Source organism: Halovibrio salipaludis (assembly GCF_002286965.1).
In the GTDB taxonomy this organism is placed as follows: Bacteria; Pseudomonadota; Gammaproteobacteria; order Pseudomonadales; family Oleiphilaceae; genus Halospina; species Halospina salipaludis.
Window position 1 is genome coordinate 59,598 of record NZ_NSKD01000003.1, and the last position, 24,614, is coordinate 84,211.

Below are 24,614 nucleotides of genomic sequence, written 5' to 3' on the forward strand. Positions count from 1 at the left end.
CGAATGCGTAACAGGTAACCTGAACCTTCTGGAGAAGGGACATGATGGGCGGCTTCAGTCTCGCAGTTCACGGCGGCGCAGGCGTTTTGCATCGCGATCAGATGACGCCGGAGCGTGAGGCCGACTATCACGCCGCCCTGGACCGGGTGTTGAGCACCGGTGAAGCCGTTCTCGACGCCGATGGTTCCGCGCTCGACGCCGTGACGCAGGCGGTGTGCGCCCTTGAAAACGAACCGCTTTTCAATGCGGGTCGCGGCGCCGTCTTCACGCGCAATGAGCAGCAGGAAATGGATGCCGCCCTGATGGACGGCCGCAATCGCCAGGCGGGCGCCGTCGCCGGCATTTTCGGGCCGAAGAACCCGGTACTGGCTGCCCGTAGCGTTCTCGAACACACCGATCACGTTCTGATGATTGGCGAGGGCGCGCTTGCCGTCGCGCGCGCCGCCGGGCTTGATTTCGAAGATAAGGATTATTTCTTCACACAGGAACGGTGGGACGCATTGCAGGAAACGCTGAAGATGGAGGCGGAAGGGACGCTCGACGATGATCCCTCCCGCCGTCACGGCACCGTCGGCGCTGTGGCGCGCGATCGGAACGGCCATCTTGCAGCGGCGACCTCCACCGGCGGCATGACGGCGAAGCGGTCCGGTCGCGTCGGCGACAGCCCGGTTATCGGCGCCGGAACCTATGCCGACGACGCCACCTGCGCGGTATCCGCAACCGGCGATGGCGAAGCCTTTTTACGCCTGTGTGCTGCCCATGAGATCGACGCCCGCATGCGGCTCACCGGCGTGTCACTGGAACTCGCCGCCGAGGACGTGATAATGACCGAGCTTACGGCCTTGAACGGGACCGGGGGCATCATCGCGGTGGACCGCAACGGTGCCATCACGACGCCCTTCAACTGCGAGGGCATGTATCGCGGCTGGAGCGTCGAAGGGGACGGTCGAAAAACAGCCATTTACTGAGGTTTCACACCCCGACCCGGCAACGGGAATCTCAGTCAGGCGGTATGCGTTGAAGAGGACCGCTGCAGCCCGTCCGACGTGCGGCCCATGGAGACCTGGTTGCGCCCCTGGACTTTGGCTGTGTAGAGCTTCTCGTCGGCCACGGCAATCGTGTGGTCCAGTGTGACATGCTCGGAGTGGCGGCTGGCGATACCGATGCTGATGGTGCACCGGATCGTCCTGTTCCGGTCGTTGATCCTCAGTCGCTCAATATTGTAGCGGAGACGCTCGGCGACCGTCCGGGCTTCCGCGTCGGTCGTTTCCGGCAACAACAGGATGAATTCCTCACCACCCCAGCGCGCCAGGAGATCGCCATGGCGCCGGGACCGGTCAAGCTCGCCGGCTATTTCCTTCAACACCCTGTCACCGGTGGCATGGCCATACTGGTCATTGATCTCCTTGAAATGATCAATGTCGATCATCGCCACGCAGACGTCCCTCTGTTTGCGGGTGACCAGACTCCAGAATGATTCAGCGACAGGCAGAAAACCCCGCCGGTTATCCAGGCCGGTCAGCAGATCAATCTGGGCTGTACGCTCGGCCGCCACGCGGCCCTTTTCGTTTTTACGAACCAGATCGGCCAGCGCCAGCATCAACAGCATGGCATCCACGACCATGCCGATATCCACGGCGTAGAAGCCAAGCCGGGTGTAGGTGATGGTGCCGGTCACCGTCAGGGCCGTGATCGAGGCGCCAATCGCGGAGGCCAATGTGCCCAGCATGAAATAGCGCGCGGACTCGTTGCCACTCATCCAGCTCGACACGCCCATGTAGAGCATCAGTACGGTGAATACCGGCACAAACAGGAATGCCAGACGCAGCGCCAGGCCCTGTTCGTCCAGCGCAAAACAGACACCAAGGAGCGCGAACGACGCCACACAGAGGATCTGGATGCTTCTGTGGAGCCATGGCCGGTGGCGCCTGGTCCTCAGGAAATTCGTTCCGAATGCCAACCCGGAGCTGGTGAAACACAGCATCAGCAGGGGTGGCGCCCACTGTTGCCACGCCACCGCTTGGGGCCACAGCAGGGCCATGCCGATACCGTTGTAGGAGACCGTCATGGCGATGAAGCTGGCCGTGTAGAGCGAGTAGAACAGATAACGCCGCTGCCGTAGGCTGGCGAACAGCATCAGGTTATAGGCTGAAAGCGCAAACATGACGCCGTAGACGAAGCTGTAGAAAGCCGTCTCTGACTGCTCCCGGCTATGGTTGGTAGCAATACTGGAAAAACCGAAGGGCACCACCATGGGGTCCGCGGTCTCAACCCGCAGCAACAGGCGTGTCTCCCCGGGCGGAAACGGGTAATCGGCACTGGGCAACCGTTCGGGGAGCGAGCGCTCATGCACCGGAACGCGATCACCGCCGACAAAGTGGATTGGTGGCTGGTCTGCTGTCAGGAGAAAGAAATCGACCTGCTCCAGCCAGCCTGTTCGAACAGAGAGACGCCGCATAATGGCGTCATCGGTCGGGTTGAGCACCGTGGCCACCAGCCAGACCGCACCGGAATCAATGCCATTGGCCAGAACGCTGGTTGCAGGGTGCTTCAGGACGGCGGGATCGTCCCCAATCAGGGACTGAACCTCGCTAACGGAGAGTTTGTCTCCTTGTTCAACGAGATAGGCCAGCCGATCAACCATCGCGCTCTGGTAGTCGGCTCGGGCATCAATGAGCGGTATACCCTCCCCGCCTTTCTGAGCTGATTCAGCCAGTGCCCACGCTGTCGGGCCCGGAAGGATCAGAAAGAAAAGGAAGAACCACTGCCATCGCACGTGACGGTCTACCCATTAATGTCTTAACGCTAGACTATAGGCAAACTTGATGCATGTCATGTCCTGCGTCAGCGCCATCGCTACCCCACCGTCAAGGGTCGACTTTGCCCCTCAGAGCCTTGGTTTTGCCTTTCCGCGTCTTACTGTCAACGCGGCGTCGCCGCGCTGACCTGGTCGGTCTGGTGGGCCGGCGGACCTTCTGTTGCTTCACGGCGCCCTGGATCAGCGTCTTCAGGCGCTCCAGCGCATCGTCTTTATTCAGCTCAAGGGTGCGGTGGGACTGTGCCTTGATGATCACCACGCCCTCCTTACTGATGCGCTGGTCGGAGAGCGCCATCAGCCGTTCCTTATAGAACGGCGGCAGGCTGGAGTTGGGGATGTCAAAACGCAGGTGCACCGCCGAGGCAACCTTGTTGACGTTCTGGCCACCCGCCCCCTGGGCACGGATCTGGGTAATTTCGATCTCCCAGTCAGCGATTTCAACGGTGTTCGATATTCTAAGCATAGGCCACCTACGAGGAAACCAAGGACCTTGTGGCATAATGCGTTGACTGGAAGCACAATCAACTCAGACAACCATCATCAGTGGTTGCCACAAAGCCGCTCATTGTAAGCAAAGATGCCCAGAACCAGTACCCATCACAGACATCTGCAGAAACAACTGGCCCGCGCTGAAACCTACGACCAATGGTTCGCCGCCGCGGAAGCCCTGGACGAAGCCGAGGGCCTGCTGGACTGGCGTGAGGGGCCCGGCTCGGATCTTCTGCATGAAAAGCTGATCCGCGAGCACCTCTACGCCATGCGCGTTCACCGCGAAAAAGGCGATGTGGCGGCGCTGAACCGGGTTCTTCAGGAAAGTCTTTACCGGCATCTGGGGGAACTGTCCAACCCCGAGCTCTATACCGTGGCCCGCACGGGCACCACAAAACTGGCCACGGAATTCCTGGATGAAGTGGAAAACGCCATGAACTTCATCTGCGACCACCCCATGCCGGGCGTTTCAGAGGCGCACAAGCTGCAGCTTTTCCAGGAGGCCGAGCGGGTATTCGGGCGGCCGGCACTGCTGCTCAGCGGCGGTGCTGCTTTCGGCATCTATCACATCGGCGTTGCACGTGCCCTCTGGGAACAGGGCCTACTCCCGGAGGTTATTGCCGGGTCGAGCATGGGCGCGATTGTTGCCGGTGGCGTGTGCTCCCGGAATGACCAGGAACTGGAACGGCTTTTCTATGAGCCCGGCTATATCCACCTGGAGGCCTTCCGGTGGCTGGACCCCGGCCAGATCTGGCGACACCGCCATCTCATGGACCCGCAGCAGCTGCTTCACCACATCCGGAGCAATGTCGGCGACATGAGTTTCCGGGAAGCGGCCGAACACAGCGGGCGCACTCTGAATATCTCCGTTTCACCCACCCGCACCCGTCAGAAGCCACGACTTCTCAATGCACTGGCGGCTCCGGACGTACTGGTTTCTTCCGCCGTTCTAGCCTCCTGCGCGGTGCCGGGGATCTATCCGCCGGTAACGCTCCGGGCGCGGGAACCCAACGGCGAGCGCGGCGCGGAAAAGCCCTACATGGGCACCGAGCGCTGGATTGATGGCAGTGTTCACGGGGACCTGCCGCTGATGCGCATGGCGCGTCTGAACAACGTCAATCGCACCATTGTCAGCCAGGCCAACCCCCATGTACTGCCTTTCATCAACCACCATGAGAGCAGTGGCGCCAGGGCCTCGCTCAAGCAGGCGACCACCTCCGTGCTGAAGGCTCAGGTTTCCACATCCCTCCAGGTCAGCCGCAATGTGTGGTCCCGTTCCCTGTTGCGGCCGCTGCTGGATCAGGCCCACTCGGTTGCCACCCAGCCCTACCTGGGCGACATCAATATCCAGTTCCCCGCTCACCCCGGCCTTTACCGCAAGGTGTTGTCCAACCCGGATGAACGGGATCTGGCCATGTACATCCGGATGGGCGAGCGCGCCACCTGGCCACGCATCCCGATGATCCGCGACCAGACCCGGATCAGCCGGATATTCACCGACTGCATAGCGCGGCTTCAGGCAAAGTTGCAGCAACAGTAGATCAGCACTCCCTGCCGGATGCTATGATCGCGCAACCATCCTTCGTTCCAACGGACACACCTTACCAGGACCCCCAATGGCTGATACTGAAAACCAGCGCCTCGCTGTCATGATCGACGCGGACAACGCCCAGGCCTCCCTTTGCGCCGAACTGCTCGCGGAAGTCGCGCGTTTCGGCGTTGCCAGCGTCAAGCGCGCCTACGGCGACTGGACCACGACCAACCTCAAGGGCTGGAAGGAACACCTCCACAAACACGCCATCCAGCCGGTCCAGCAGTTCAGCTACACCACCGGCAAGAATGCCACGGACTCCGCACTGATCATCGATGCCATGGACCTGCTGCACGAGGGCAAGCTGGATGGCTTCTGCCTGATCTCCTCGGACAGTGATTTCACCCGCCTGGCCACACGCATCCGCGAGTCCGGTCTGACGGTCTACGGGTTCGGGGAACGCAAGACGCCGGAGCCCTTCGTTTCCGCCTGCGACAAGTTCATATACACCGAGATCCTGAAGAACCGGACCGATGTGGATGAGCCTCAGCCCGTCGATACCGAGCAGACCAGTGACCTGCGGGATATCCTCATCCCCGCGGTGAACACCGTCTCCAAGGACGACGGCTGGGCGCCGCTTTCCGGAGTGGGCTCATACCTCAACAAGAAGTACCCCTCGTTCGACTCCCGCAACTACGGGTATGAAAAGCTGGGGCAGTTGATGAAATCGCTCGACTACATCACCGTGGATGAAAAGAAACCCCAGCCGGACTCCCCGATCACCCACCTTTTCGTGAAGGTCACCGCCTGAGTGAGCGGGAAGTCTTTGTTGAGCAATCGCTCAAGAGTGACCTTTGGATCAGGTGTGCGCGTCAGGCTACGTGCATCTGCTATTCTGCGCGAAGTGTCCATTAGGTAAGGTAACGCCATGTCCGAGGATCCTCTGAAAGTCCTGTCCGATCTGGCCAGCGAAGCCCATAACCGTATCCAACAGGCGCATGAGCACATCAACCCGGTCGTGGAGGTCCGCCAGGGTATGCGGAACAGTGGTATCCCCGCGGACGTGATGACCATTGACTGTCTGCGCACCCGCCGGCGCATTGTACTGATACTGCACGATGAGCAGCCCGGCACCCTGCTCTTTGAGTTCATAGGCCTTGACGAGGAACCCGGCGGCCCCTTCCGGAGCATCCCCCTGACCGAAGTGGGCGCGGATACATTATTTGACTGGATGCAGGACTACTTCTCTGATTAAGTATCCATTCCCTTCATAACCTTACCGTCTGTAGCGAATTGTATTTCGTAATCAACGCTCTCCGGGATATAGTTTATACTCCCTCTAACTTTTATGGCTTGATGCCAGCCCACTTCCCGGTCGCTGCGGGCAATTGATGATTTGGAAGACCTCAGCCACAACCCTGATTCTGCTCCTGATGGCGGCCACAGCATTTGCCTGGGCCGGGGAGTCCAGAGAGCTGAACCTCAATGCCTCCAACGGCGATCTGGGGCTGGGAGGCCTGAGGCAGTGGAACTTCCATTTAACGATGGATGGGGCACTCGACCCGGCGGATGCGCCGGAAAAGGGTCACGCCCGAGCAGATTCCAGAACCCAACTGAACCTGGATCGCTTCCTTTTCTCTGGCCGGATGGACAACGTCAGCATCCGCTTTGGCCACCACCAGGCGGCCCGGCAGGGCCTTCTCTTCGATGGGGATACGGACTGGGGGCTCTCCGCCACAAGTGACGTTGACCCTCTGAACAGCAACATCTCGGTTTTTGCGGTCAGTACCGGCGAAGCACCCGACACCGCCCGTGAGATCCGGCTCTCCGGCGATGCGCCCTGGTACACCGGGGGTGTCTGGGAATCGACCCTGCCCATTGCCGGCTCCGATACAACCGTCTGGGCCGGCTACGTCACCGGCTCCCGGAGCTCCCTGGCGTACCAGCAGGGCTACTCGGTCGGCATGCAGAGTAGCTGGAACGACGACCGGCTGCGACTGACACTGGAACGGGCAACCAGCCGACGTTCCACGCTTGAACAACGCCGGAACCAGAAAGTCTCCGATACGGCGCACACGGCGGCCCTCCGGTACCGCCCGGAAACGCGCCTGCCCTTTCTGGGCTGGGAATTCGGTGCGGAGGCAGAGCATGTGGGCGACGCCTTCCATACGCCTGGCAACCCGGCCATGACAGGGGCGCACTCCTCAGAGCGGCTATTCCTCAACCTGACCCCCTTTGACAACGGCTCCCTGGGCTACAGCTACCGCCAGCTTGAGGAGCGCTATGGCCCGCACCGGGTCACCAGCCATGGCAATGAACTCTTTGCGGGGCTGACCCTTTCCCCTTGGGGCTGGCTCAGCCTGCAGCCTTACGGTGAGTTCGAGCACCGGGAGTACGGAGATCTGGATATGACAGGCCAACAGAGTCTGTTCCGCCTCACTGCGGACGCCTGGCTGATCCCGGACAAACTTGTGTACCGCAACACCTTCAAGCTGAGCCGCACCCGGGAGCCAGGCGACTCCCTGAAAATCCGGGACAGGCGCCGCCAATACCTGGGCGGCGAACTGCAATGGCAGGCGCTCTCCCCCACCCACAACCGTACGGGCCTGGACGTTAACCTCAGCTTCAGCGCTGATCGCCACGAGTCCCGCTTCAACCGCGGCGACTCCCTGGACGATTATCAGGTATTGCTTTCCATCAGTTCCGGCGGTGAGGGCGGTAGCCGGATCTGGTAGCGGCGGTTATGTTTTGTGATCCATTTAACGGTTGATAGGGTGCCAGGGCATCTTTAAACCACAGGACACAAACACCGATGAAAAAAGCCATTGCCGGCATCATGCTGATGACAGCCGCCGGAGCCGTTACAGCTGACTCAGACCTGCCCGAAGAATATGCCTACCTGGGCATCCACGGAACCCAGTTCTTCCATGACACCAACGGCCAGCGCCAGGACAGCGCCGATCTCGACAGCGCCCTGCTGCCCGGTCTCCAGATCGGCTACCGCTTCCAGTCCGACTGGTCTGTGCAGGCGCTTTACGAAACCGGCGAGCTGGACTGGGAACAGGGTGGCGGCGACGTCGACCTGGACACCGCGCTGATCGAGGGCCGGCGTCACTTCGGCAGCTTTGACCTGGCCGGATTCGAGCCCTACGCCGGAGTTGCCGTGGGGCATCATGAGTTCGGCAGCGACGACACTGAAACCCTCACCGGCATTGGTGTGGGCGTTCAGCGTGCGGTCGCAAGCAATGTGTTCATCGATGTGGGCGCACGCCATGACTTCATCCTTGATAACAGCCGCCAGGATACGCAGGTCTATCTGGGTGTGAACTACGCCTTTGGCACCAGCGGTGACGATCCGGCGCCTGCGCCCCAGCAGGAGCCCGCCGAGCCGCAACAGCCGCAGGATTCAGACAATGATGGCGTCCCCGACAGCCGTGACGACTGCCCTGACACACCCGCCGGCACCCCGGTGAATGACGCGGGCTGCGCCATTGAGCGTGATTCGGACAATGACGGCGTAACCGACCGCAATGACCAGTGCCCGGATACGCAGGAAGGCGCGAAGGTCAATGATCAGGGCTGCCACGAGACCCTTGAGGAAAACGTGCGTAAAACCCTGAACGTGCGCTTCGAAACCGCCAGCGCCAACGTCACCGACGACTCACTGCCGGAGATCCGCGAAGTGGCCGAAACCATGCGTGAGTTCCCCGAAAGTACGCTGGTACTCGAAGGCCACACGGACAGCGTCGGTAACGCCGAGGCCAACCGGGCCCTTTCCCAGCGCCGCGCGGAAGCCGTCAAGCAGATCCTCGTGGAGGAAATGGGCATCGACGCGGAGCGGGTGAGCGCTGAAGGCTACGGTGAATCCCAGCCGGTTGCTGACAACGACACCGCTGAAGGCCGTGCCCGGAATCGCCGTGTGGAATCCGTTCTGGAAGCCAGCCGGGAAGTCCAGCAGTAAGCGGCGTTTCCACCGCATCCCTGGATGACCCCGGGAGCCGGCTCCCGTTCCTGCTCCCTCCTCCTCTTCCCTTCCTTCTGACCATTCTCTTCCACCAGCAGACAACGCCGGGATGACCTCTGGACGGCATGCGTTCGTACGCGTTACACAGAAGGTGCACGGAGCTGCCCTGAAACCCAGAGAAGAAGAGAGGATCACCATGACCCAACCCGTTGTTGCGGATAACAAGCCGATGAAGGTCAGCCTTACGGCTGGCGAGAGTTACATGTTCTGCGCCTGTGGCCGGTCTGACAGCCAGCCATTCTGCGATGGTTCCCACAAGGGCACAGGCATTACGCCCCAGAAGCTCACCCCTGAGGAAAGTGGTGACGCGGCGCTGTGCTGCTGCAAACACACCAGCAACGCGCCCTACTGCGATGGCACCCACAAGCGGTTTGGTGCGGAAGATATAGGCGCCGAAGCGCCCTGACCGGGGGCCCTGAAACAGAAAAGCCGGGTGCGGCTCACGCCACACCCGGCTTTTTCACGTCTCAGCTCAGGCTGGGATGATCATTCCAGATCGAAGCGATCCGCGTTCATCATCTTGTTCCAGGCCTTCACGAAGTCCTTAACGAACTTCTCCTGGTTGTCGTCCTGGGCATAGACCTCTGCGTAGGACCGCAGGATCGAATTGGAACCGAACACCAGGTCAACCCGTGTCGCGGTCCACTTCGCCTTGTCCGTCTTGCGGTCACGGATCTCGTAGAGGTTGTTGCCGGTCGGTACCCAGCTGTACGCCATGTCGGTCAGATTCACGAAGAAATCGTTGGTCAGCTGACCTTCACGATCCGTGAACACACCGTGCTTGGTTCCGCCATGGTTGGTACCCAGAACCCGCATGCCGCCAATCAGCGCGGTCATTTCGGGACCGGTCAGGCCCATGAGCTGGGTGCGATCCAGCATCAGCTCTTCCGGCTGGACGTTGTAATCCTTCTTGAGGAAGTTCCGATAGGCATCCGACAGCGGCTCGAGCCACTGGAAGGAGTCCGCATCGGTCATTTCCTCGGAGGCATCGCCACGACCCGGAGTGAACGGTACGACGATGTCGTGACCGGCCGCCTTCGCCGCTTTCTCGATGCCGACGTTACCGGCCAGGACGATCACGTCCGCGAGACTCGCGCCGCTTTCAGCCGCAATCGGCTCCAGAACCTTCAGTACACGGGAAAGGCGTTCCGGCTCGTTGGCCGCCCAGTCCTTCTGCGGTGCCAGCCGGATGCGTGCGCCGTTGGCGCCACCGCGCTTATCGGACTGGCGGAAGGTGCGGGCACTGTCCCAGGCGGTCGCAACCATGTCGCTGATGCTCAGACCACTGTCAGCGATCTTCTCTTTGACCGCTTCCACGTTGTAGTCCGTGCTGCCCTTGGGTACCGGGTCCTGCCAGATCAGGTCTTCGGTCGGTGCTTCCGGGCCGATGTAGCGCTCTTTCGGGCCCAGATCACGGTGGATCAGCTTGAACCAGGCACGGGCAAAGGCATCATCGAGCAGCTCGGGGTTCGCACGGAACTTATCCGCGATCTTGCGGAACTCCGGATCCACCTTCATCGCCATGTCCGCGTCGGTCATCATCGGCTTGCGGCGGATCGAGGGATCCTCCACATCCACCGGCATGTCCTCTTCCTTGATGTCCACCGGCTCCCACTGGTTGGCACCAGCCGGGCTCTTCACGTTCTGCCATTCGTGATCGAGCAGCATTTCGAGGTAGCCGTGGTCCCACTGGGTGGGATTCGCAGTCCAGGCCCCTTCAAGGCCACTGGTGACCGTATCGCGACCGATACCTCGGGTCACCTTGTTGTTGAAGCCAAGACCCTGCTCTTCGACATCGGCCCCTTCGGGCGCCTCGCCAACATTGTCGGGATTGCCGTTACCGTGACACTTGCCCACGGTATGGCCGCCAATGGTCAGCGCGGCTGTCTCTTCATCGTCCATCGCCATCCGACCGAAGGTCACACGCAGGTCCTTCGCGGTTTCCAGCGGGTTCGGGGTGCCATCCGGGCCTTCCGGGTTTACGTAGATCAGACCCATCATGACGGCCGCCAGCGGGTCCTCGAGGGACTCGGGATCGCGATTCTTGTCGTAGCGGCTGTTCTCGTTGTCACTGGTGGCGAGCCACTCTTTCTCGCTGCCCCAGTAAGTATCCTTCTCGGGGTGCCAGATGTCTTCGCGGCCAAAGGAGAAACCAAACGTCTTGAAGCCCATGGACTCATAGGCAACGTTACCGGCGAGCGCGAGCAGGTCGGCCCAGCTCAGTTTATTGCCGTACTTCTTCTTGATCGGCCACAGCAGACGGCGCGCCTTGTCCAGGTTGCCGTTGTCCGGCCAGCTGTTGATCGGGGCGAAGCGCTGGTTGCCGGTAGCGGCGCCACCACGGCCATCGGCCACGCGGTAGCTGCCGGCGGCGTGCCAGGTCATGCGGATCATCAGGCCCCCGTAGTGCCCCCAGTCAGCGGGCCACCACTCCTGGCTGTCGGTCATCAGGTCCTTGACGTCCTGCTTGAGTGCGTCAAAGTCCAGCTTGCGAACCTCTTCCCGATAGTTGAAATCGTCGCCCATCGGATCGGTCTTGCGATCGTGCTGGTGAAGGATGTCCAGGTTCAGGCTGTTGGGCCACCACTCCATGACGTCATTGCCAACCTCGGTGTTGGCCCCGTGAATCACCGGGCACTTCCCGGCACTGTCGTTTCCGCTCATAAAAACTCCGATCGTAACGCTGATGTTGATTGACGGGTCGCAAAGAACGAACGGCACCGTCCACTTCAGCAAGCGGATCCGGCGCCATCGCTATTTGCATCACTATACGACAAACAACGGGTGGATTGCCCCAGTCTATTCAGTTGCATTTGTTGACCATTCCAATAGTTTTCTTTTATGGCCTAACGCACGCTAGAGCAATAGCTCTACAGCATCAACCTGAACCACGGAAAACGTCAACACAACGGCCTTATTGACCGGTACTGGAAACCAGCCGGTAGTCCTCGAGCCGCACCTGCTTCATCTGCCGCGCATACTGGGTGGCGAAGCCCGGGTACATGGTGGCGTTGAAGCCATCCTCGGTGAGGTACCAACTGTTGCAGCCGGAATTCCAGGTGGTCCTCGCCAGACGTTTCTGCAGATGCTGGTTATGGCGTTTCTGGACATCCTCGCGCACATCCATGGCTTTCACCCCAAGGCTCCTCAGGGTGGTGACCGATTTCACGATGTACTCGATCTGGGCCTCGATATAGACCAGCGCGGAGTTGTGCCCCGGCCCGGAATTGGGCCCGAAGATCATGAACAGGTTCGGGTAGCCGGCCACGTTGATGCTCTTGTAGGCCTGGGCGCCCTTCTCCCATTCGCTGCCCAGCTCGCGCCCGTTTTCACCATAGACCGGGAACGGCGTCCCGGTTTTGGGCACGCTGAAGCCAGTGGCAAACACCAGGCAGTCGAACTGGTGCTCAATGCCCTCGGCGGTGCGGATGCCGTTCTCATTGATGGCGACAATGGGCCAGGTAATGAGCTCGCAGTTGTCTTGTTGCAGCGCCGGATAATAGTCACTGGACATGAGCACCCGCTTGCAGCCGAGCTTGAACTCGGGCGTGACCTGGCGGCGCAGCCAGCGGTCCTTCACCTGATGGCGGATATGCGCCCGGGCCAGGCGCTCCAGCGCATTGTTCACGGGGGTGTCCCAGATGATGCCGGTGGCCATGGATTCGTGCGCCAGGAACAGGCCCTTGCGGATCGCCGCCTGGGCCGAGGGGACCTTGTTGAACAGGGTCTTCTGCCACTCCGGCTTGCGGAAATCCAGACGCGGCATGATCCAGCAGGGGGTGCGCTGGAAAACGCGCAGCTTGCTGGCCTGTTTCGCCAGTTCCGGCACGATCTGCACCCCGCTGGCACCGGTACCGATCACGGCCACGCGTTTGCCATTGAAATCGTAGTCATGATCCCAGTCCGCGCTGTGCACAACCCTGCCCTGGAAGTCGTTCAGCCCGGGAATGTTGGGGTAGCTGGGATTGGACAGCGGCCCCTGGGCCATGACGGCCTGGCGGGCCCGCACGGTTTCACCCTGCTCGGTTGTCGCCGTCCAGATGCCCTCCTCGCTATCGTAGCTGAGCCCTTGCACGCGCTGGTTAAAACGGATGTAGCGGCGCAGGCCGTACGCGTCCGCCAGCCAGTGGATGTACTCCATGATCTCATTGCTGCCGGCGTAACTGCGTGACCACGCCGGGTTCTGGGCAAACGAGAAGGAGTACAGGTTGGAAGGGATGTCACAGGCCGCGCCGGGATAGGTGTTGTCCCGCCAGGTGCCGCCGATCTCCGAGGCACGCTCCAGGATCACGATGTCGTCAATGCCCTCCTGCTGCAGTCGCAGCGCGGTCCCCAGCCCGGAGAAGCCAGCGCCGACGATCAGGACGCGGTGGATCGGGGTCTCAGTATCAGTTACTGCCATAGCCGGAACCTCCTCAGGCCGTCGGGCGCCAGGTGAGTTTCTCCACCCAGGTGGGCACCGGGCCCAGCAGGCGGGTGGGAATGTAGTTGCTCGCCTTCACCAGCGCATCCACCGGCTTGTGGTAGATGTGATTCCGGTCCACCACCATCTTGCCGTGACGGCTGATGATCTGGAACCAGGGGTTACGTCGGCCTTCGTCAGTGCGCCCGCCAATGCGCTCGTACTTACCCATGGCCTCGTACAGGCGCTCTTCCTTAAGGCCCATGGCCACGATGTTGTCGCGCATGCGGTTGAGCAGCGGCGCGTACGCCAGCACGCCCAGGATCAGCTTGGGATTGGCCACGGTGCCCACGGTCTTGATGATGCGCTGGTGCATCCGGCCCTTGCCGAGCATTTCCATGACGTGGAAGTCCACGCCCAGGTGCCGGGCTTCATCGGCATTGATCTTTTCGAAGACCTCGTGGCAGAGCGGGTCGTCCACCTCTTCCAGCAGGAACTTGAGCAATGCCCCGTCCAGCGCGATTTCCAGCATGGGAATGACGGACCCAAGGACCTCCAGGGGCATGTCATCGCTGTAGCGGTCCAGCCACTCAATCGTCAGGCGCAGGTTGACGTTGGGTTGCGGCAGGTCGTCGCCATCGAGCATGCCCCAACGCCGCATCAGCGCCATCTCGGCATTAGCGTGGCGCTGTTCCTCCGCGTGGAAGTAGGCGTAGATTTCCTTGAGGGTCGGGTCTTCGGCGTTCTTTGAGAGCGCCGCAAAGCCACGCGCGCCCACGTGCTCGATCCACATCAGGTCGGACATGAAGTCCTTGAGCTTGGGCCATTGTTCAGCACTGATCCGGTCCGCACCGGGCTTATCCCAGTCGATGTCCGCCAGTGCCCACTGGCTGTTGCGGACCTTGTCCAGCATCTCGTTAAGGTCGATATTAGCCATGATGCGCTCCTTTCAGGAATTCAGTGTGTCGGGGTTCGCGCTCAGCCGCCGGCTCGCGTAGCGGCTGACCAGGGCGGTGCCGCGCGCGTAGACACGCGGGGTCCAGCGCTTGGCCACCCAGATGAGCTTGGCGTCGGCCTGAGGCATGACGTAGAGCTCGCCCCGGTCCAGCGCCGCCAGGGCATCGCGGATGACCCGTTCCGGTGCCATGCCGAAGCGGTCCATGAGCCGGTCCAGCAGCGAGGAGGACTCGCCGCGGATGCGGCCATTCGCATTGATGTTGGTTTTCACCAGCGTGGGGCAGAGCGCCGTTACGGACACGCCGGTACCAGCCATCTCCGCTGCCAGCGTTTCGCTCAGCGCCAGCGCCCCGGCCTTGCTGACGTTATAGGGGCCCATCAGCGGCGCGGCGGAAAAGCTGGCCGTGGAGGCCACGTTGATGATGCCGCCACGCCCGTTGGCCCTGAGGAGGGGCGCAAAGACGTGACAGCCGTGAATCACCCCCCAGAGGTTGATGCCGAGGGTCCACTTCCAGTCCTTGATCGGCGTCTCACCAATCACCTGGCCGCCGATGCCCACGCCGGCGTTATTGACGACCAGGTCCACCGGCCCGGGGAGTGCATTACCAGCCTCCCGCGCCAGTTGCTGGACCTGGCCAAGCTTGCTGACATCGCAGGTCATGCCAAAGGCTTCGCCGCCTTCCTGCACAATCGTGTTCACGGTCTCGTTGAGACTGGATTCGTTGATGTCCGAGCAGAGCACGGCACCGCCACGCCGGGCGATCTCGAGGGCAAAGGCTCGGCCGATGCCGGAGCCCGCGCCGGTGACAACGGCGTTGGCGCTCTGGCTCAGGCGCTTGGGTGAGGCAAGAAAATCAAACACAGCGTTCCGTCCTATTGATAACTGAATCACGTCAATGGACAATAAAGCGAACGCTTGTTCGGATTCAATTCGGATACCCCTATGCCCAGAAAGCCCCAGCAGCAACGCGCCCAGGCCACTGTTAACGCCATCGTGGAGGCAGGCTTCATCGCCATGGCCCAACACGGCCCCGCCGGCACCACAACCCGCCAGATTGCGGATATAGCCGGGGTTGGCGTCGGTTCACTCTATGAATATTTCGAGAACAAGGAGGCGATCTTCAGCGCCATGTCGGAGCGCTTCGTAGCGGACACGGTAACGCTGATCCGGTCACAGATGGGGACGCTTGCTCGGATGTCGATCAAGGATGCGGTCTACCACATGCTCAACAGCTTCCGTACCTTCCTGCAGGAAAACGACGGGCGCTATCTGAGCTGCATCCAGTACGCGATGACGCTGGATTTCGAGCGCTACATCGACCCACTCCAGCAGACGCTGTCGGAACTGGTCACGCAGTACCTGATGAACCACCCGGATACCCTGCGGGTGCGCGACATCTCGACCATGAGCTACATCATGATCCACGGCGGGATCTTTGCGGTGGTCCGTCATCTGTCGGACCCGAGCCCTCCCATCACCTTCGATCAACTGGTGGAAGGGCTGGCCCGCATGGTGGGACACTACACAGAGCGGGAAATCGAGCTGGCGCAGGGCGAAAATGGATGACCGTTGACCGCCCTACCCTTGGCACTGCGATGCACTCAGGGCAACCACACCCGGAACCCAGCCTTCGGGAAATGCAGGTGCAGCACACCCGTGTCCCCGTGTTCCAGCCTGAGGATGGTCTCATGCGCGCTGGACGCCACCAGGGTGCCCACTACCGGATCCCGGGCGTAGTCATCCGGGGCGATGGAGACCTGTTTGCCCAGCATTGGGTCGTCCCCTTCCGTCTCGATCGGCCGGGGTTCGGCTGCCCGGGCTTTCTCCAGGGCACCTTCCTGGCTGAGTTCACGTACCGTACCGTGGCCGAACGCCTGGATCCGGTCCATCCAGGCATTCACCTTCGGGTACCCCTTCATCACCGAGTGTTCAGCAAGATCGCGCACGTACCAGAGACCGTGGTAGGCGGAAAAATCGGCGATGCAGGGCGTGTCGCCGAACAGAAACGCCGTATCCAGCATGCCTTCCATACGGTCCAGGTGCTCGCGGATCCTCGCGCGGGCCTGCTTCGGTTTCATGGCTGATACCCTGGCGGTGCGCCCGATTGATATCCGGTCCTTCAGGAAGCGCAGTGCGTTGAGCGTGGATGTACTCTTCGCCAGCTTGACCATCATCCCCGGCCCACTCGCCCCGATGACACAGGCCAGAAAGATCTCCAGATCCGCTTCCCGGACGAATGCCTGCACCGCCTCGCTGCTGTTCTCCAGCACCAGTTCCGGCCGGTTGGCCCGGGCGGCGATCTCCCGGGCAATGGCGCGGGTATCGCAGAACACGTCCGCGCCGTCCTGGGCCACCGGAATCTTTCGATAACCGCCGGTCAGCGTTTCCAGGTTCGGGCGCGGCGGCATCTCGCGCACCGTTACGGATTCCCAGCCGAGGCCGGCATAGCCGAGCATGGCTCGAATCTTTTCCGAAAACGGCGACATGGGGTAGTGATGCAGTATCAGATCAGCCATGGAAATACCTTTTCTGTCCGTGAATGAAGACGCCAGACCCTAGCCAATCCACGCCCGCGAGGCCAGACCCGCGCGTCAGCACCGGGCCGTCACTGTGAACGTCGGACTGTTTCCCCTACCCACAACTGGCGTATTCTTGGACCCCATGGAAACAGCCACCGACCCCACACTCCTGACTCTCAGTACCCCCGTCACCCTGGCACTGGCGATCGTGGCCCTGTGGCTTGGTGTTCGCCTCAACCTCTGGACCGGGGTGCTGCACCGCTACAATGTGCCGCCGGGTGTCAGTGGCGGGCTCGCCATCAGCGGCCTGGTCGCGCTGGTAGAGGGCGTGACGCAGGTGGATATCCGCTTCGACCTGCAGCTGCACGACCTGCTGCTGATCGTGTTCTTCTCCACCATCGGGCTGTCCGCGCAGCTCCGGCAGTTGATCGAGGGGGGACGCGCGCTCGCGCTCCTGTTTGGCCTGGCCGTGGTCCTGCTGGTTTTCCAGAACCTGGCCGGTACGCTTGTGGCCTGGCTCAGCGGACAGAGCCCGCTTTACGGCCTCGTGGGCGGCAGCATCTCACTGGCGGGCGGCCATGGCACGGCGCTCACATGGGGGCAGCTCTTCGAGGATCATTTCGGGCTCTCCGACGCGCGCACACTGGGGATGACCTTCGCCACCTTCGGGCTGATACTGGGTGGCCTGGTGGGGGCTCCTGTGGGTGCCTGGCTGATCCGGCGCCACGGGCTCGTCCCTGGTGGAGCGGAACCGCGCGTCGCCAGCCTGGCACCGGGCAATGCACCGTCCTACCTGATCGACATGAACAGCCTGCTGCAGGCGGTCCTGCTGATTGCTCTGTGCTTCGCGCTGGGCTCCTGGATGTACGAGGGGCTCGGGGAAATGGGCATCCGCGTGCCGGCCTTCCTCACGGCCATGCTCCTGGGAATTGCGCTTTCCAACGGGCTGGCACTGCTGCGTCGCCCCATAGACCCGGCGCCCATCCAGCTCGCCAGCGACCTGAGCCTTCAGCTCTTCCTCGGCATGAGCCTGATCAGCCTGCCCCTGCTGTCGCTGCAGGACGCCATCGGCCTGATCGGCGTTGTGCTGGTTATCCAGGCCTGCGTCATCACGGCCCTGACGGTTTTCGTGGTCTATCCGCTGCTGGGCAGGGACTATGACGCCGCCTGTATCAGCGGGGGCTTCATCGGCATGGGCCTGGGCGCTACCCCTGTGGGCATCGCCAACATCAACACCCTGACCTCACGCTTCGGCGCCAGCCCCAAGGCCTATCTGGTTATTCCTCTCCTGGGCGCCTTCCTGATCGATATTGCCAATGCCACCCTTATACAGCTGCTACTGGGCTCAGGGTGGTTCTCATGACTATACTGGGGCGGCAATCCCAGTCCCTTTTTACGCCGTAAAGACACCAATACGACCGGCGGAGACAATGCCATGACCACATTGACCATCAACGGAACCACCCACGAGCTGGATGTCCCGGACGACATGCCACTGCTCTGGGCCATCCGCGATATCGTCCAGCTCACGGGCACCAAATTCGGCTGCGGCATGGCGCTGTGCGGCGCCTGCACCGTGCACCTGGATGGCGAGGCGATCCGTTCCTGCACTACCACGGTGGGCAACGCGGACGGCGGCAGCATCACCACCATTGAAGCCATGAGCGACGACCCCGTGGGCCGGGAGGTACAGAACGCCTGGCTCGATCTGGGCGTGGCCCAGTGCGGCTACTGCCAGGCGGGCCAGATCATGAGCGCCACCGCCCTGCTCAAGCAGAACACCAACCCGTCCGACGCTGAGATCCAGGACGCCATGAACGGCAACATCTGTCGCTGCGGCACCTACAACCGTATCCAGCACGCCATCCACTACGCCGCCGACGCGGTGCAGGAGGACACCTGATCATGACGGAATCAAATGACTCACTGATGATCGCGAACGTCAGCCGCCGGCGCTTTCTCGGCGGCATGGCCGGTGCCTCCGCACTGGTGCTGGCGGCCCGCTGGGACATGGCCCTGGCCAGCGACGACGAGAAAAAGTATGGCGCCGCGGGCATGCCCGGTGGCTGGGTGGATGATCCCAACGTCTTCATCCAGATCGACCCCGATGGCGCGGTGACCATCGTCAACCACCGTTCCGAGATGGGTCAGGGTATCCGCACCAGCCTTGTAATGGTGGCCGCGGACGAACTGGGCGCCGACTGGGACCGGGTGGCCGTGCAGCAGGCACGGGCCGACCAGGACCTCTACGGCAACCAGAACACCGACGGATCCCGCAGCATGCGCCACTGGTACGACCCGATGCGGCGTGCGGCCGCCTCAGCGCGCATGATGCTGGAGCAGGCCGCTGCCAATGAGTGGGGGGTTCCGGCTTCCGAGTGCGAGGCGGGCGTCCATGAAGTCAGCCACAAAGGCTCCAATCGCACCCTCGGCTTCGGCGAACTGGCGGAAGCAGCCCGGGAACTGGATGTGCCCGAGCGCAGCGCCATCCAGCTCAAGCCCATCGACGCCCACCGCTACATCGGCCAGGAGGCAGGACCGGTGCGCGGGCGCGACACCAACAGCATTGAGCGCCCCATGGCCATCGACGGCGAGGAGATAGTCGAAGGCAGCGCCACCTTTGGTGCGGATATCCAGTTCGATGACATGGTCCATGCCGTGATCGCCCGGCCGCCAGTACTGGGTGCCAGGGTTGCCAGTGTGGATGACAGCGAGGCGCTGAAGGTCTCCGGCGTGGAGAAAGTGGTCACCCTGGACACCAACAGCGAACCCGCCGGCTTCAAGCCGATGGGCGGCGTGGCGGTGATCGCCAGCAACACCTGGTCCGCCATGCAGGGCCGCGATGCCCTGAAGATTGACTGGGACACGGACGCGGCCGGCGACAACGCGCGCTACAACACCGACGAATACCGCAAGTCCCTCGAGGAAGCCGCCCAGTCCCCGGGCAAGGTCATCCGCAGCAGCGGCGACATTGGTAATGCACTGGGCGACGCGGAACAGACCCTGGAAGCCGTCTATTACATGCCACACATGGCCCAGGCACCCATGGAGCCGCCAGTAGCCGTGGTGCGAGCAAAAGACGGCAAGGCGGAAGCCTGGGCTCCGGTGCAGCACCCACGCGCCGCCCGTGAAGGCCTTGCCGGGGTTCTGGGTCTGGACAAAGAGAACGTGACCGTCAACGTGACCCTGCTGGGTGGCGGCTTCGGCCGCAAGTCCAAGCCGGACTACATCCTTGAGGCCGGTCTCCTGGCGAAGGAAGCCGACGGGCGCCCGGTCAAGGTTCAGTGGAGCCGTGAGGATGACGTCCACCACGCCTATTTCCACGCCCTTTCCGTGGACCGGCTGGAAGGCGCCCTGGACGCCGACGGCAAGGCCACCGGCTGGCGCCACCGGACGCTGTCCCCCAGTATCACTTCCCTGTTCCAGGAGGATCCGGAACACAAGGGCGGCTTCGAACTGGGGATGGGCTTCAACACCATGCCGTTCGACATCCCCGCCATCCAGCTGGAGAACCCGGAAGCCGCCTCCCATGCGCGGATCGGCTGGTTCCGTTCCGTCTACAACCTGCCCCACGCCTTCGCCATCCAGAGCTTCGCCGCCGAGATGGCAGAGGCGGCCGGCAAAGATCACCGGGACTACCTGCTGGAGCTGCTGGGCCCCGCACGCCAGATCAATCCGCGGGATTTTGGTGACAAGTGGAACTACGACGAGGACCCCTCGGTCTACACCATCGACATTGGGCGCATGCGCAATGTCATCGAGAAGGTCACGGCCGAGGCGGACTGGGGTCGCGACATGCCGGAAGGCCGTGGGCTGGGACTGGCGTTCCACCACAGCTTCCAGTCCTACACCGCCATCGTCATCGATGCGGAAGTGGGCGACGACGGCAGCGTGACCATCCACAACGCGGACATCGCCTTTGACTGCGGCTTCCAGGTGAATCCGGAACGCATCCGCTCCCAGCTGGAAGGCGCCTGCGTCATGGGCATCGGCATCGCGCTGCACAGCGAGATCACCTTCCGGGAAGGCCGTGTTCAGGAAAACAACTTCCACCAGTTCAATGTGCCGCGCATGGAGCATGCCCCGAAGCAGGTGCGCACCCATCTGGTGAACAATGATCCCGAGCTGCCCATGGGCGGCGTGGGTGAACCCGGTCTGCCCCCCGTGGCGCCAGCGGTGTGCAACGCCATCTACGCCGCGACTGGCAAGCGCATCCGCCAGCTTCCCGTGGCGGATCAACTGGCCGGCTGATGCCGGAGCCGCGCTCGCCCAGGGACGGGCCCGCAGGCACCGGCGTAATCGCCCTGGTGATGGCGGCGGGCGCCTCCCGGCGCTTTGGTGATGCGGACAAACGTGTCGCCGCCCTTCCCGATGGGCGTACTCTGCTTGCGGCCACCGTCGAGAGCCTTCGCAAGGGGTTCCATGATGTCCGAGTGGTGATCCGTTCCGGGGACGATCCGGAACTCCTCGGGTTGCCCCCGGATATACGAGTGATTCGGTCGGTCAATGCCGCCCACGGTATGGGAAGCAGCATCGCCGATGCCGCGCTGGCCCTGAACCGGGACCCGGAGCTGTCCGGGGTCGCAGCGGCAGCCATCTGCCTCGGAGACATGCCATGGATCCGGCACGATACGCTGGCACGGCTGACCGCCGCAGCCTCGGAAAGCAGGATCCTGCGCCCCACCAGCCACGGCACCCCCGGTCACCCCGTGATCTTCGGGCGTGCCTTCTGGGACGGACTCATGTCACTTGAGGGTGATACCGGCGGGCGTACTCTTCTGCGCCAATACGGCGAGCATCAGGTGCCCGTGGACGATGTCGGAATCGTCAGGGACGTGGACAACCCCGATGACCTTCTTTAAGCCGCATTACGTCTCGGGATCAAAAGGCTGCACCTGCCCAAGGAAACGGACCGGCGACAGCCCCGTCCAGCGCTTGAATGCGTGCGAAAAACTGGCCGTCTCGGAATAGCCGAGCTGCAAAGCAACTTCCTGCACGGAATAACGACCGGTCGCCAGCTTGTTACGGGCACGGTGCTCCAGCACTTCCTCCACCAGTTGCCGCCACCCCGTTCCAGCCTGGTTCAGGCGCCGCCTCAGATGGCGTTCCGAGATATTGAGGCGCCGTGCCAGAGCCTCGGGGCCGGGCAGCGGCAGGTCACTGTCCCTCAGAAGCATTTGTGCCTGCCTCACGGGGCACGCGGTCAGGGCTCGTCGGTCCAGCAACTGTTCACAATCATTCTCGCACTGACGGGCTGTGACCTCGTTACCCCACCGCAGGGCCTGCGTGAGGATCCGGGGATTGATAACGATCTCTGAATGGCTTTGGCCCGTCTCGATGGAGACCCCCAACTGCTCTTCCACCCATTCCATGCCGCTGCACCGGGGCAACTCGAGTGCAATCCGGGAAACGCCTAGGGGTTGGCCGGGAAGAAGATCGTTATGGATCGCAAGCATCGACCCCAGGTCCCGGGCGACAATGAACTCCCGCAGTCCCACTGGCAGATGGTTGACCGTCAGTTCCAGGCGCGGGCCCGCCGGGGAGAAGCGCAGCCGGCAGCGGATGAAGGTATAGGTAGCACCAAGGTACCGTACCGCCCGAATCATCGCATCGTTGGCGCTGGCGCTGCTCATGAGGCCCAGCCCCCAGGGACCGAATGCGGTCAGATGATAACGCAGTCCAAGGTTGAATCCATTCTGGAAGGGTACGCCCAGGTGATCCACCAGGCTCGCGATGACCGCCAGCTCCTGCTCGGGTTCAATGACCGCCTCCGGGTCTACAGCTATATCGCGGGTAAGCCCGGTTCCTGACAGGCAGGTAGCGGGTGAAATCCCGTACTCCTGCGCGTACGACAGCATAAGATGCAGGCTTCCGGCACCCAGTCGGTGATCCCGCCCGGCACGGGCTCCCTGGAGCAAGGTATCAAGCATCAGCTTTCAGTACTCCAACGGATGAACAGTTATTCCATGATTAACAAAAGCGGCTACACAGGGTGCGATCTCGGTCACAGCTCCAACAAGATGGCCGGGATAGTCAATCATCCGGTCATTTAAGACATGGGAGTGCTCCTGTAATCGGCCTAGCGTGTCCAGGTTACTGCCGCATGACGCCGGCGTAGCGCAACCAAAAACAAGCAGAACTGTATAAAAGGAGCCTGAACATGAATCCCGGATCCCTTTCAGGGCGACTCATACCCAAAGCCTTCCTTCTGGTGCTCTTACTGGCACTGGCCGGTCACGCCCAGTCGGCGACCACCGACTCCCCCCTGTTCCCCGCGCTCTCCCTGGTAGCGGGTGTTCTGAACGAGCCGCTTTTCCCGGAATCCCCCGCCTACACCACGAATGACGACATCGTCATCCACGCCGCCGACGGGGTGAACCTGGAGGCCAACATCTTCGTGCCCACCGAAGACAGCGCCCCCTACCCGGCCGTGATCTTCGTCAACAGCTGGGGCCTGAACGAATACGAGTACCTGACGGAAGCCGGCCGGCTGGCCGAACGTGGCTATGTGGTGCTGAGCTACTCAACCCGTGGCTGGGGCGAGTCCGGGGGCGAGATCAATACTGCCGGACCAAAGGATGTGAGCGATTTCAGCACGGTGGTGGACTGGCTGATCACCAATGCCCCAGTTGACCCCAACGGCATCGGCGCCAGCGGCATTTCCTACGGCGCCGGCATTGCCATGCTGGGGGCGGCCCACGATGAACGCATCAAGGCCGTCTCCGCCATGAGCGGCTGGGGCAGCCTGGTTGAGTCCCTGTACGCCCAGCGGACGCCACGCCTTGTATGGGGTGAACTTCTGACGTTCACCGGCGACCTCCTGGGGAACCCATCACAGGAAATCCAGGAAAACTGGGACAACGTCAAAAACCACCGCAACATTGAGGACGTTACCGAATGGGCGCTTGAACGCTCTCCAATCAACTACGTGGACCAGCTCAATGAGAATGGTACCGCCGTTTATCTCGCCAACAACTGGGGCGACAACCTCTTCCAGGCCAATTCGGTGCTCGACATGTACCAGCAACTTGATGGGCCCAAGGCCATCAACCTGCAGGCCGGGATGCATGCCAGCACGGAGCTGATCGGCATGATTGGCGGCGGCGACACCCGCATCTGGAACAACACCCGGCGCTGGTTCGACCAGCACCTCAAAGGCCAGTCCACGGCCATCGAGGACCAGGAGCCGGTCCAGATGAAGGTGCGCCTGACAGACCGTTTCGAGGGCTTCAGCACCTTCCCCGTTCCCCAGGCCGAAACCCGCCACTGGTTCCTGCACCCGCGCAGCTGGTTCAGCAACGGCAAGCTGGAAAACAGCGCCTGGGAAGGCTGGGGCAGCCGCACCAACTCCTTCAGCGACTGGGGAGACACCCTGGCCTCCACCGGCATTCCGCTGGGTTCACAGATCTTCGATCAGGTGAACCTTCCGGTCACCGCACCAGTGCCTCTCCTGGGCCGAAGCCGCAGCGCCTGGTACCGGACGGAGCGCCTTCAGGAGCCCCTGCGCATCCGCGGCATTCCCGAGGTTACCCTGAACGTCACACCCCGTGACGACGCCCTGCAGCTTGTTGCCTACCTCTATGACCTGTCACCGGACGGCAAGGGCCGGCTGATCACCCATGCACCCATCACCGTGCCGGATGCCGCACCGGGCGAACCGCTTGAGCTTGACCTGGACCTGGTAGCCACGGGCTATGACGTTCCAGCCGGCCACAGAGTGGCGCTGGTGGTGGATGGCAAGGACCTGCTGTACGCGGGTCCGGACGGAGTCCAGAGCCAGTCCATCAACTTCTCCGGCTCAGCTGTGAACCGACTCAGCATTCCGGCGCTCTGACCGTGGAATGAGCGTATAGCCAGAGCCCGGGATCAGGGG

At 62.2% G+C, this 24,614-nt stretch carries 21 protein-coding genes; 13 read left to right on the plus strand and 8 right to left on the minus strand.

The genetic code is table 11. The annotated features are described in order from the left end of the window. The first annotated feature begins 41 nt into the window (after positions 1 to 41). Positions 42 to 968 carry an isoaspartyl peptidase/L-asparaginase family protein gene (locus tag CK501_RS08040; protein ID WP_095617232.1) on the plus strand — a complete coding sequence of 309 codons (927 nt, stop codon included), beginning with the start codon at positions 42 to 44 and terminating at the stop codon, positions 966 to 968. Positions 969 to 1,003: 35 nt separating this feature from the next. On the opposite strand, the gene CK501_RS08045 is transcribed toward CK501_RS08040, so the two are convergent. Both CK501_RS08045 and arfB read right to left on the minus strand, forming a co-directional pair. Beyond that, a complete protein-coding gene (locus CK501_RS08045) occupies positions 1,004 to 2,776 on the minus strand; it encodes a diguanylate cyclase (protein WP_198949438.1) in 1,773 nt (590 codons plus the stop codon). Positions 2,777 to 2,867: 91 nt separating this feature from the next. Beyond that, a complete protein-coding gene (arfB, locus tag CK501_RS08050; RefSeq protein ID WP_095617233.1) occupies positions 2,868 to 3,281 on the minus strand; it encodes an alternative ribosome rescue aminoacyl-tRNA hydrolase ArfB in 414 nt (137 codons plus the stop codon). Positions 3,282 to 3,395: 114 nt separating this feature from the next. Between arfB and CK501_RS08055 the strand changes: the two genes are divergently transcribed. The 6 genes from CK501_RS08055 to CK501_RS08080 all read left to right on the plus strand — a co-directional run bounded on the left by CK501_RS08055 (position 3,396) and on the right by CK501_RS08080 (position 9,268). Then, positions 3,396 to 4,847 (plus strand): DUF3336 domain-containing protein, encoded by a 1,452-nt coding sequence (locus tag CK501_RS08055; protein WP_095617234.1) that lies wholly within the window; start codon positions 3,396 to 3,398, stop codon positions 4,845 to 4,847. A 76-nt stretch (positions 4,848 to 4,923) separates the two neighbouring features. Beyond that, on the plus strand, positions 4,924 to 5,649 hold the full coding sequence (locus tag CK501_RS08060; protein WP_095617235.1) for an NYN domain-containing protein: 726 nt from the start codon (positions 4,924 to 4,926) through the stop codon (positions 5,647 to 5,649). A 117-nt stretch (positions 5,650 to 5,766) separates the two neighbouring features. Next, positions 5,767 to 6,093, plus strand: a complete 327-nt coding sequence (locus tag CK501_RS08065) for a hypothetical protein (protein ID WP_095617236.1) — start codon at positions 5,767 to 5,769, stop codon at positions 6,091 to 6,093. A gap of 136 nt (positions 6,094 to 6,229) precedes the next feature. Next, positions 6,230 to 7,573, plus strand: a complete 1,344-nt coding sequence (locus tag CK501_RS08070) for a hypothetical protein (RefSeq protein ID WP_095617237.1) — start codon at positions 6,230 to 6,232, stop codon at positions 7,571 to 7,573. A 77-nt stretch (positions 7,574 to 7,650) separates the two neighbouring features. Next, the gene (locus tag CK501_RS08075) at positions 7,651 to 8,799 is read left to right on the plus strand and encodes an OmpA family protein (protein WP_095617238.1); all 1,149 of its coding nucleotides are present in this window, start codon (positions 7,651 to 7,653) and stop codon (positions 8,797 to 8,799) included. 199 nt (positions 8,800 to 8,998) lie between these two features. Beyond that, a complete protein-coding gene (locus tag CK501_RS08080) occupies positions 8,999 to 9,268 on the plus strand; it encodes a CDGSH iron-sulfur domain-containing protein (RefSeq protein WP_095617239.1) in 270 nt (89 codons plus the stop codon). Between the two features lie 80 nt (positions 9,269 to 9,348). Here CK501_RS08080 and katG read toward each other — a convergent pair whose 3' ends face one another. The 4 genes from katG to CK501_RS08100 all read right to left on the minus strand — a co-directional run bounded on the left by katG (position 9,349) and on the right by CK501_RS08100 (position 15,083). After that, the gene (gene katG, locus CK501_RS08085) at positions 9,349 to 11,526 is read right to left on the minus strand and encodes a catalase/peroxidase HPI (RefSeq protein WP_095617240.1); all 2,178 of its coding nucleotides are present in this window, start codon (positions 11,524 to 11,526) and stop codon (positions 9,349 to 9,351) included. 250 nt (positions 11,527 to 11,776) lie between these two features. After that, positions 11,777 to 13,264, minus strand: a complete 1,488-nt coding sequence (locus tag CK501_RS08090) for a flavin-containing monooxygenase (protein ID WP_095617241.1) — start codon at positions 13,262 to 13,264, stop codon at positions 11,777 to 11,779. 13 nt (positions 13,265 to 13,277) lie between these two features. After that, entirely contained in the window at positions 13,278 to 14,201 is a 924-nt protein-coding gene (locus CK501_RS08095; RefSeq protein WP_095617242.1) for a ferritin-like domain-containing protein, read from the minus strand. Positions 14,202 to 14,213: 12 nt separating this feature from the next. Further along, the gene (locus tag CK501_RS08100) at positions 14,214 to 15,083 is read right to left on the minus strand and encodes an SDR family NAD(P)-dependent oxidoreductase (protein WP_095617243.1); all 870 of its coding nucleotides are present in this window, start codon (positions 15,081 to 15,083) and stop codon (positions 14,214 to 14,216) included. Positions 15,084 to 15,164: 81 nt separating this feature from the next. Between CK501_RS08100 and CK501_RS08105 the strand changes: the two genes are divergently transcribed. Next, a complete protein-coding gene (locus CK501_RS08105; protein WP_095617244.1) occupies positions 15,165 to 15,788 on the plus strand; it encodes a TetR/AcrR family transcriptional regulator in 624 nt (207 codons plus the stop codon). A 35-nt stretch (positions 15,789 to 15,823) separates the two neighbouring features. On the opposite strand, the gene CK501_RS08110 is transcribed toward CK501_RS08105, so the two are convergent. Further along, a complete protein-coding gene (locus CK501_RS08110) occupies positions 15,824 to 16,738 on the minus strand; it encodes a glutathione S-transferase family protein (RefSeq protein ID WP_095617245.1) in 915 nt (304 codons plus the stop codon). A 145-nt stretch (positions 16,739 to 16,883) separates the two neighbouring features. On the opposite strand from CK501_RS08110, the gene gltS reads away from it, so the two are divergent. The 4 genes from gltS (at position 16,884) to CK501_RS08130 (ending at position 21,603) form a co-directional block, all read left to right on the plus strand. Beyond that, positions 16,884 to 18,104, plus strand: a complete 1,221-nt coding sequence (gene gltS / locus CK501_RS08115; protein ID WP_095617246.1) for a sodium/glutamate symporter — start codon at positions 16,884 to 16,886, stop codon at positions 18,102 to 18,104. Between the two features lie 72 nt (positions 18,105 to 18,176). After that, the gene (locus CK501_RS08120; RefSeq protein WP_095617247.1) at positions 18,177 to 18,644 is read left to right on the plus strand and encodes a (2Fe-2S)-binding protein; all 468 of its coding nucleotides are present in this window, start codon (positions 18,177 to 18,179) and stop codon (positions 18,642 to 18,644) included. A 2-nt stretch (positions 18,645 to 18,646) separates the two neighbouring features. Beyond that, complete coding sequence (locus CK501_RS08125) at positions 18,647 to 20,992, plus strand: xanthine dehydrogenase family protein molybdopterin-binding subunit (protein ID WP_095617248.1); 2,346 nt, start codon at positions 18,647 to 18,649, stop codon at positions 20,990 to 20,992. Further along, a complete protein-coding gene (locus CK501_RS08130) occupies positions 20,992 to 21,603 on the plus strand; it encodes a nucleotidyltransferase family protein (protein ID WP_095617249.1) in 612 nt (203 codons plus the stop codon). Before CK501_RS08125 ends, CK501_RS08130 begins: the two co-directional genes overlap by 1 nt. A 6-nt stretch (positions 21,604 to 21,609) precedes the next feature. On the opposite strand, the gene CK501_RS08135 is transcribed toward CK501_RS08130, so the two are convergent. Further along, a complete protein-coding gene (locus CK501_RS08135; protein ID WP_095617250.1) occupies positions 21,610 to 22,671 on the minus strand; it encodes an AraC family transcriptional regulator in 1,062 nt (353 codons plus the stop codon). 230 nt (positions 22,672 to 22,901) lie between these two features. On the opposite strand from CK501_RS08135, the gene CK501_RS08140 reads away from it, so the two are divergent. After that, positions 22,902 to 24,575, plus strand: coding sequence for a CocE/NonD family hydrolase (locus tag CK501_RS08140; protein WP_095617251.1), 1,674 nt, complete (start codon positions 22,902 to 22,904; stop codon positions 24,573 to 24,575). Positions 24,576 to 24,614 lie beyond the last annotated feature (39 nt).

What these genes read in the sequence shown, in the direction of transcription:
- CK501_RS08095 (WP_095617242.1), bottom strand. Translation starts at nt 14,201, where the DNA reads ATGGCTAATATCGACCTTAACGAGATGCTGGACAAGGTCCGCAACAGC.
- arfB (WP_095617233.1), bottom strand. Translation starts at nt 3,281, where the DNA reads ATGCTTAGAATATCGAACACCGTTGAAATCGCTGACTGGGAGATCGAA.
- katG (WP_095617240.1), bottom strand. Translation starts at nt 11,526, where the DNA reads ATGAGCGGAAACGACAGTGCCGGGAAGTGCCCGGTGATTCACGGGGCC.
- CK501_RS08080 (WP_095617239.1), top strand. Translation starts at nt 8,999, where the DNA reads ATGACCCAACCCGTTGTTGCGGATAACAAGCCGATGAAGGTCAGCCTT.
- CK501_RS08105 (WP_095617244.1), top strand. Translation starts at nt 15,165, where the DNA reads ATGCCCAGAAAGCCCCAGCAGCAACGCGCCCAGGCCACTGTTAACGCC.
- CK501_RS08055 (WP_095617234.1), top strand. Translation starts at nt 3,396, where the DNA reads ATGCCCAGAACCAGTACCCATCACAGACATCTGCAGAAACAACTGGCC.
- CK501_RS08125 (WP_095617248.1), top strand. Translation starts at nt 18,647, where the DNA reads ATGACGGAATCAAATGACTCACTGATGATCGCGAACGTCAGCCGCCGG.
- CK501_RS08075 (WP_095617238.1), top strand. Translation starts at nt 7,651, where the DNA reads ATGAAAAAAGCCATTGCCGGCATCATGCTGATGACAGCCGCCGGAGCC.
- CK501_RS08070 (WP_095617237.1), top strand. Translation starts at nt 6,230, where the DNA reads ATGATTTGGAAGACCTCAGCCACAACCCTGATTCTGCTCCTGATGGCG.
- CK501_RS08110 (WP_095617245.1), bottom strand. Translation starts at nt 16,738, where the DNA reads ATGGCTGATCTGATACTGCATCACTACCCCATGTCGCCGTTTTCGGAA.
- CK501_RS08040 (WP_095617232.1), top strand. Translation starts at nt 42, where the DNA reads ATGATGGGCGGCTTCAGTCTCGCAGTTCACGGCGGCGCAGGCGTTTTG.
- CK501_RS08140 (WP_095617251.1), top strand. Translation starts at nt 22,902, where the DNA reads ATGAATCCCGGATCCCTTTCAGGGCGACTCATACCCAAAGCCTTCCTT.
- CK501_RS08120 (WP_095617247.1), top strand. Translation starts at nt 18,177, where the DNA reads ATGACCACATTGACCATCAACGGAACCACCCACGAGCTGGATGTCCCG.
- CK501_RS08060 (WP_095617235.1), top strand. Translation starts at nt 4,924, where the DNA reads ATGGCTGATACTGAAAACCAGCGCCTCGCTGTCATGATCGACGCGGAC.
- CK501_RS08135 (WP_095617250.1), bottom strand. Translation starts at nt 22,671, where the DNA reads ATGCTTGATACCTTGCTCCAGGGAGCCCGTGCCGGGCGGGATCACCGA.
- CK501_RS08065 (WP_095617236.1), top strand. Translation starts at nt 5,767, where the DNA reads ATGTCCGAGGATCCTCTGAAAGTCCTGTCCGATCTGGCCAGCGAAGCC.
- CK501_RS08090 (WP_095617241.1), bottom strand. Translation starts at nt 13,264, where the DNA reads ATGGCAGTAACTGATACTGAGACCCCGATCCACCGCGTCCTGATCGTC.
- gltS (WP_095617246.1), top strand. Translation starts at nt 16,884, where the DNA reads ATGGAAACAGCCACCGACCCCACACTCCTGACTCTCAGTACCCCCGTC.
- CK501_RS08130 (WP_095617249.1), top strand. Translation starts at nt 20,992, where the DNA reads ATGCCGGAGCCGCGCTCGCCCAGGGACGGGCCCGCAGGCACCGGCGTA.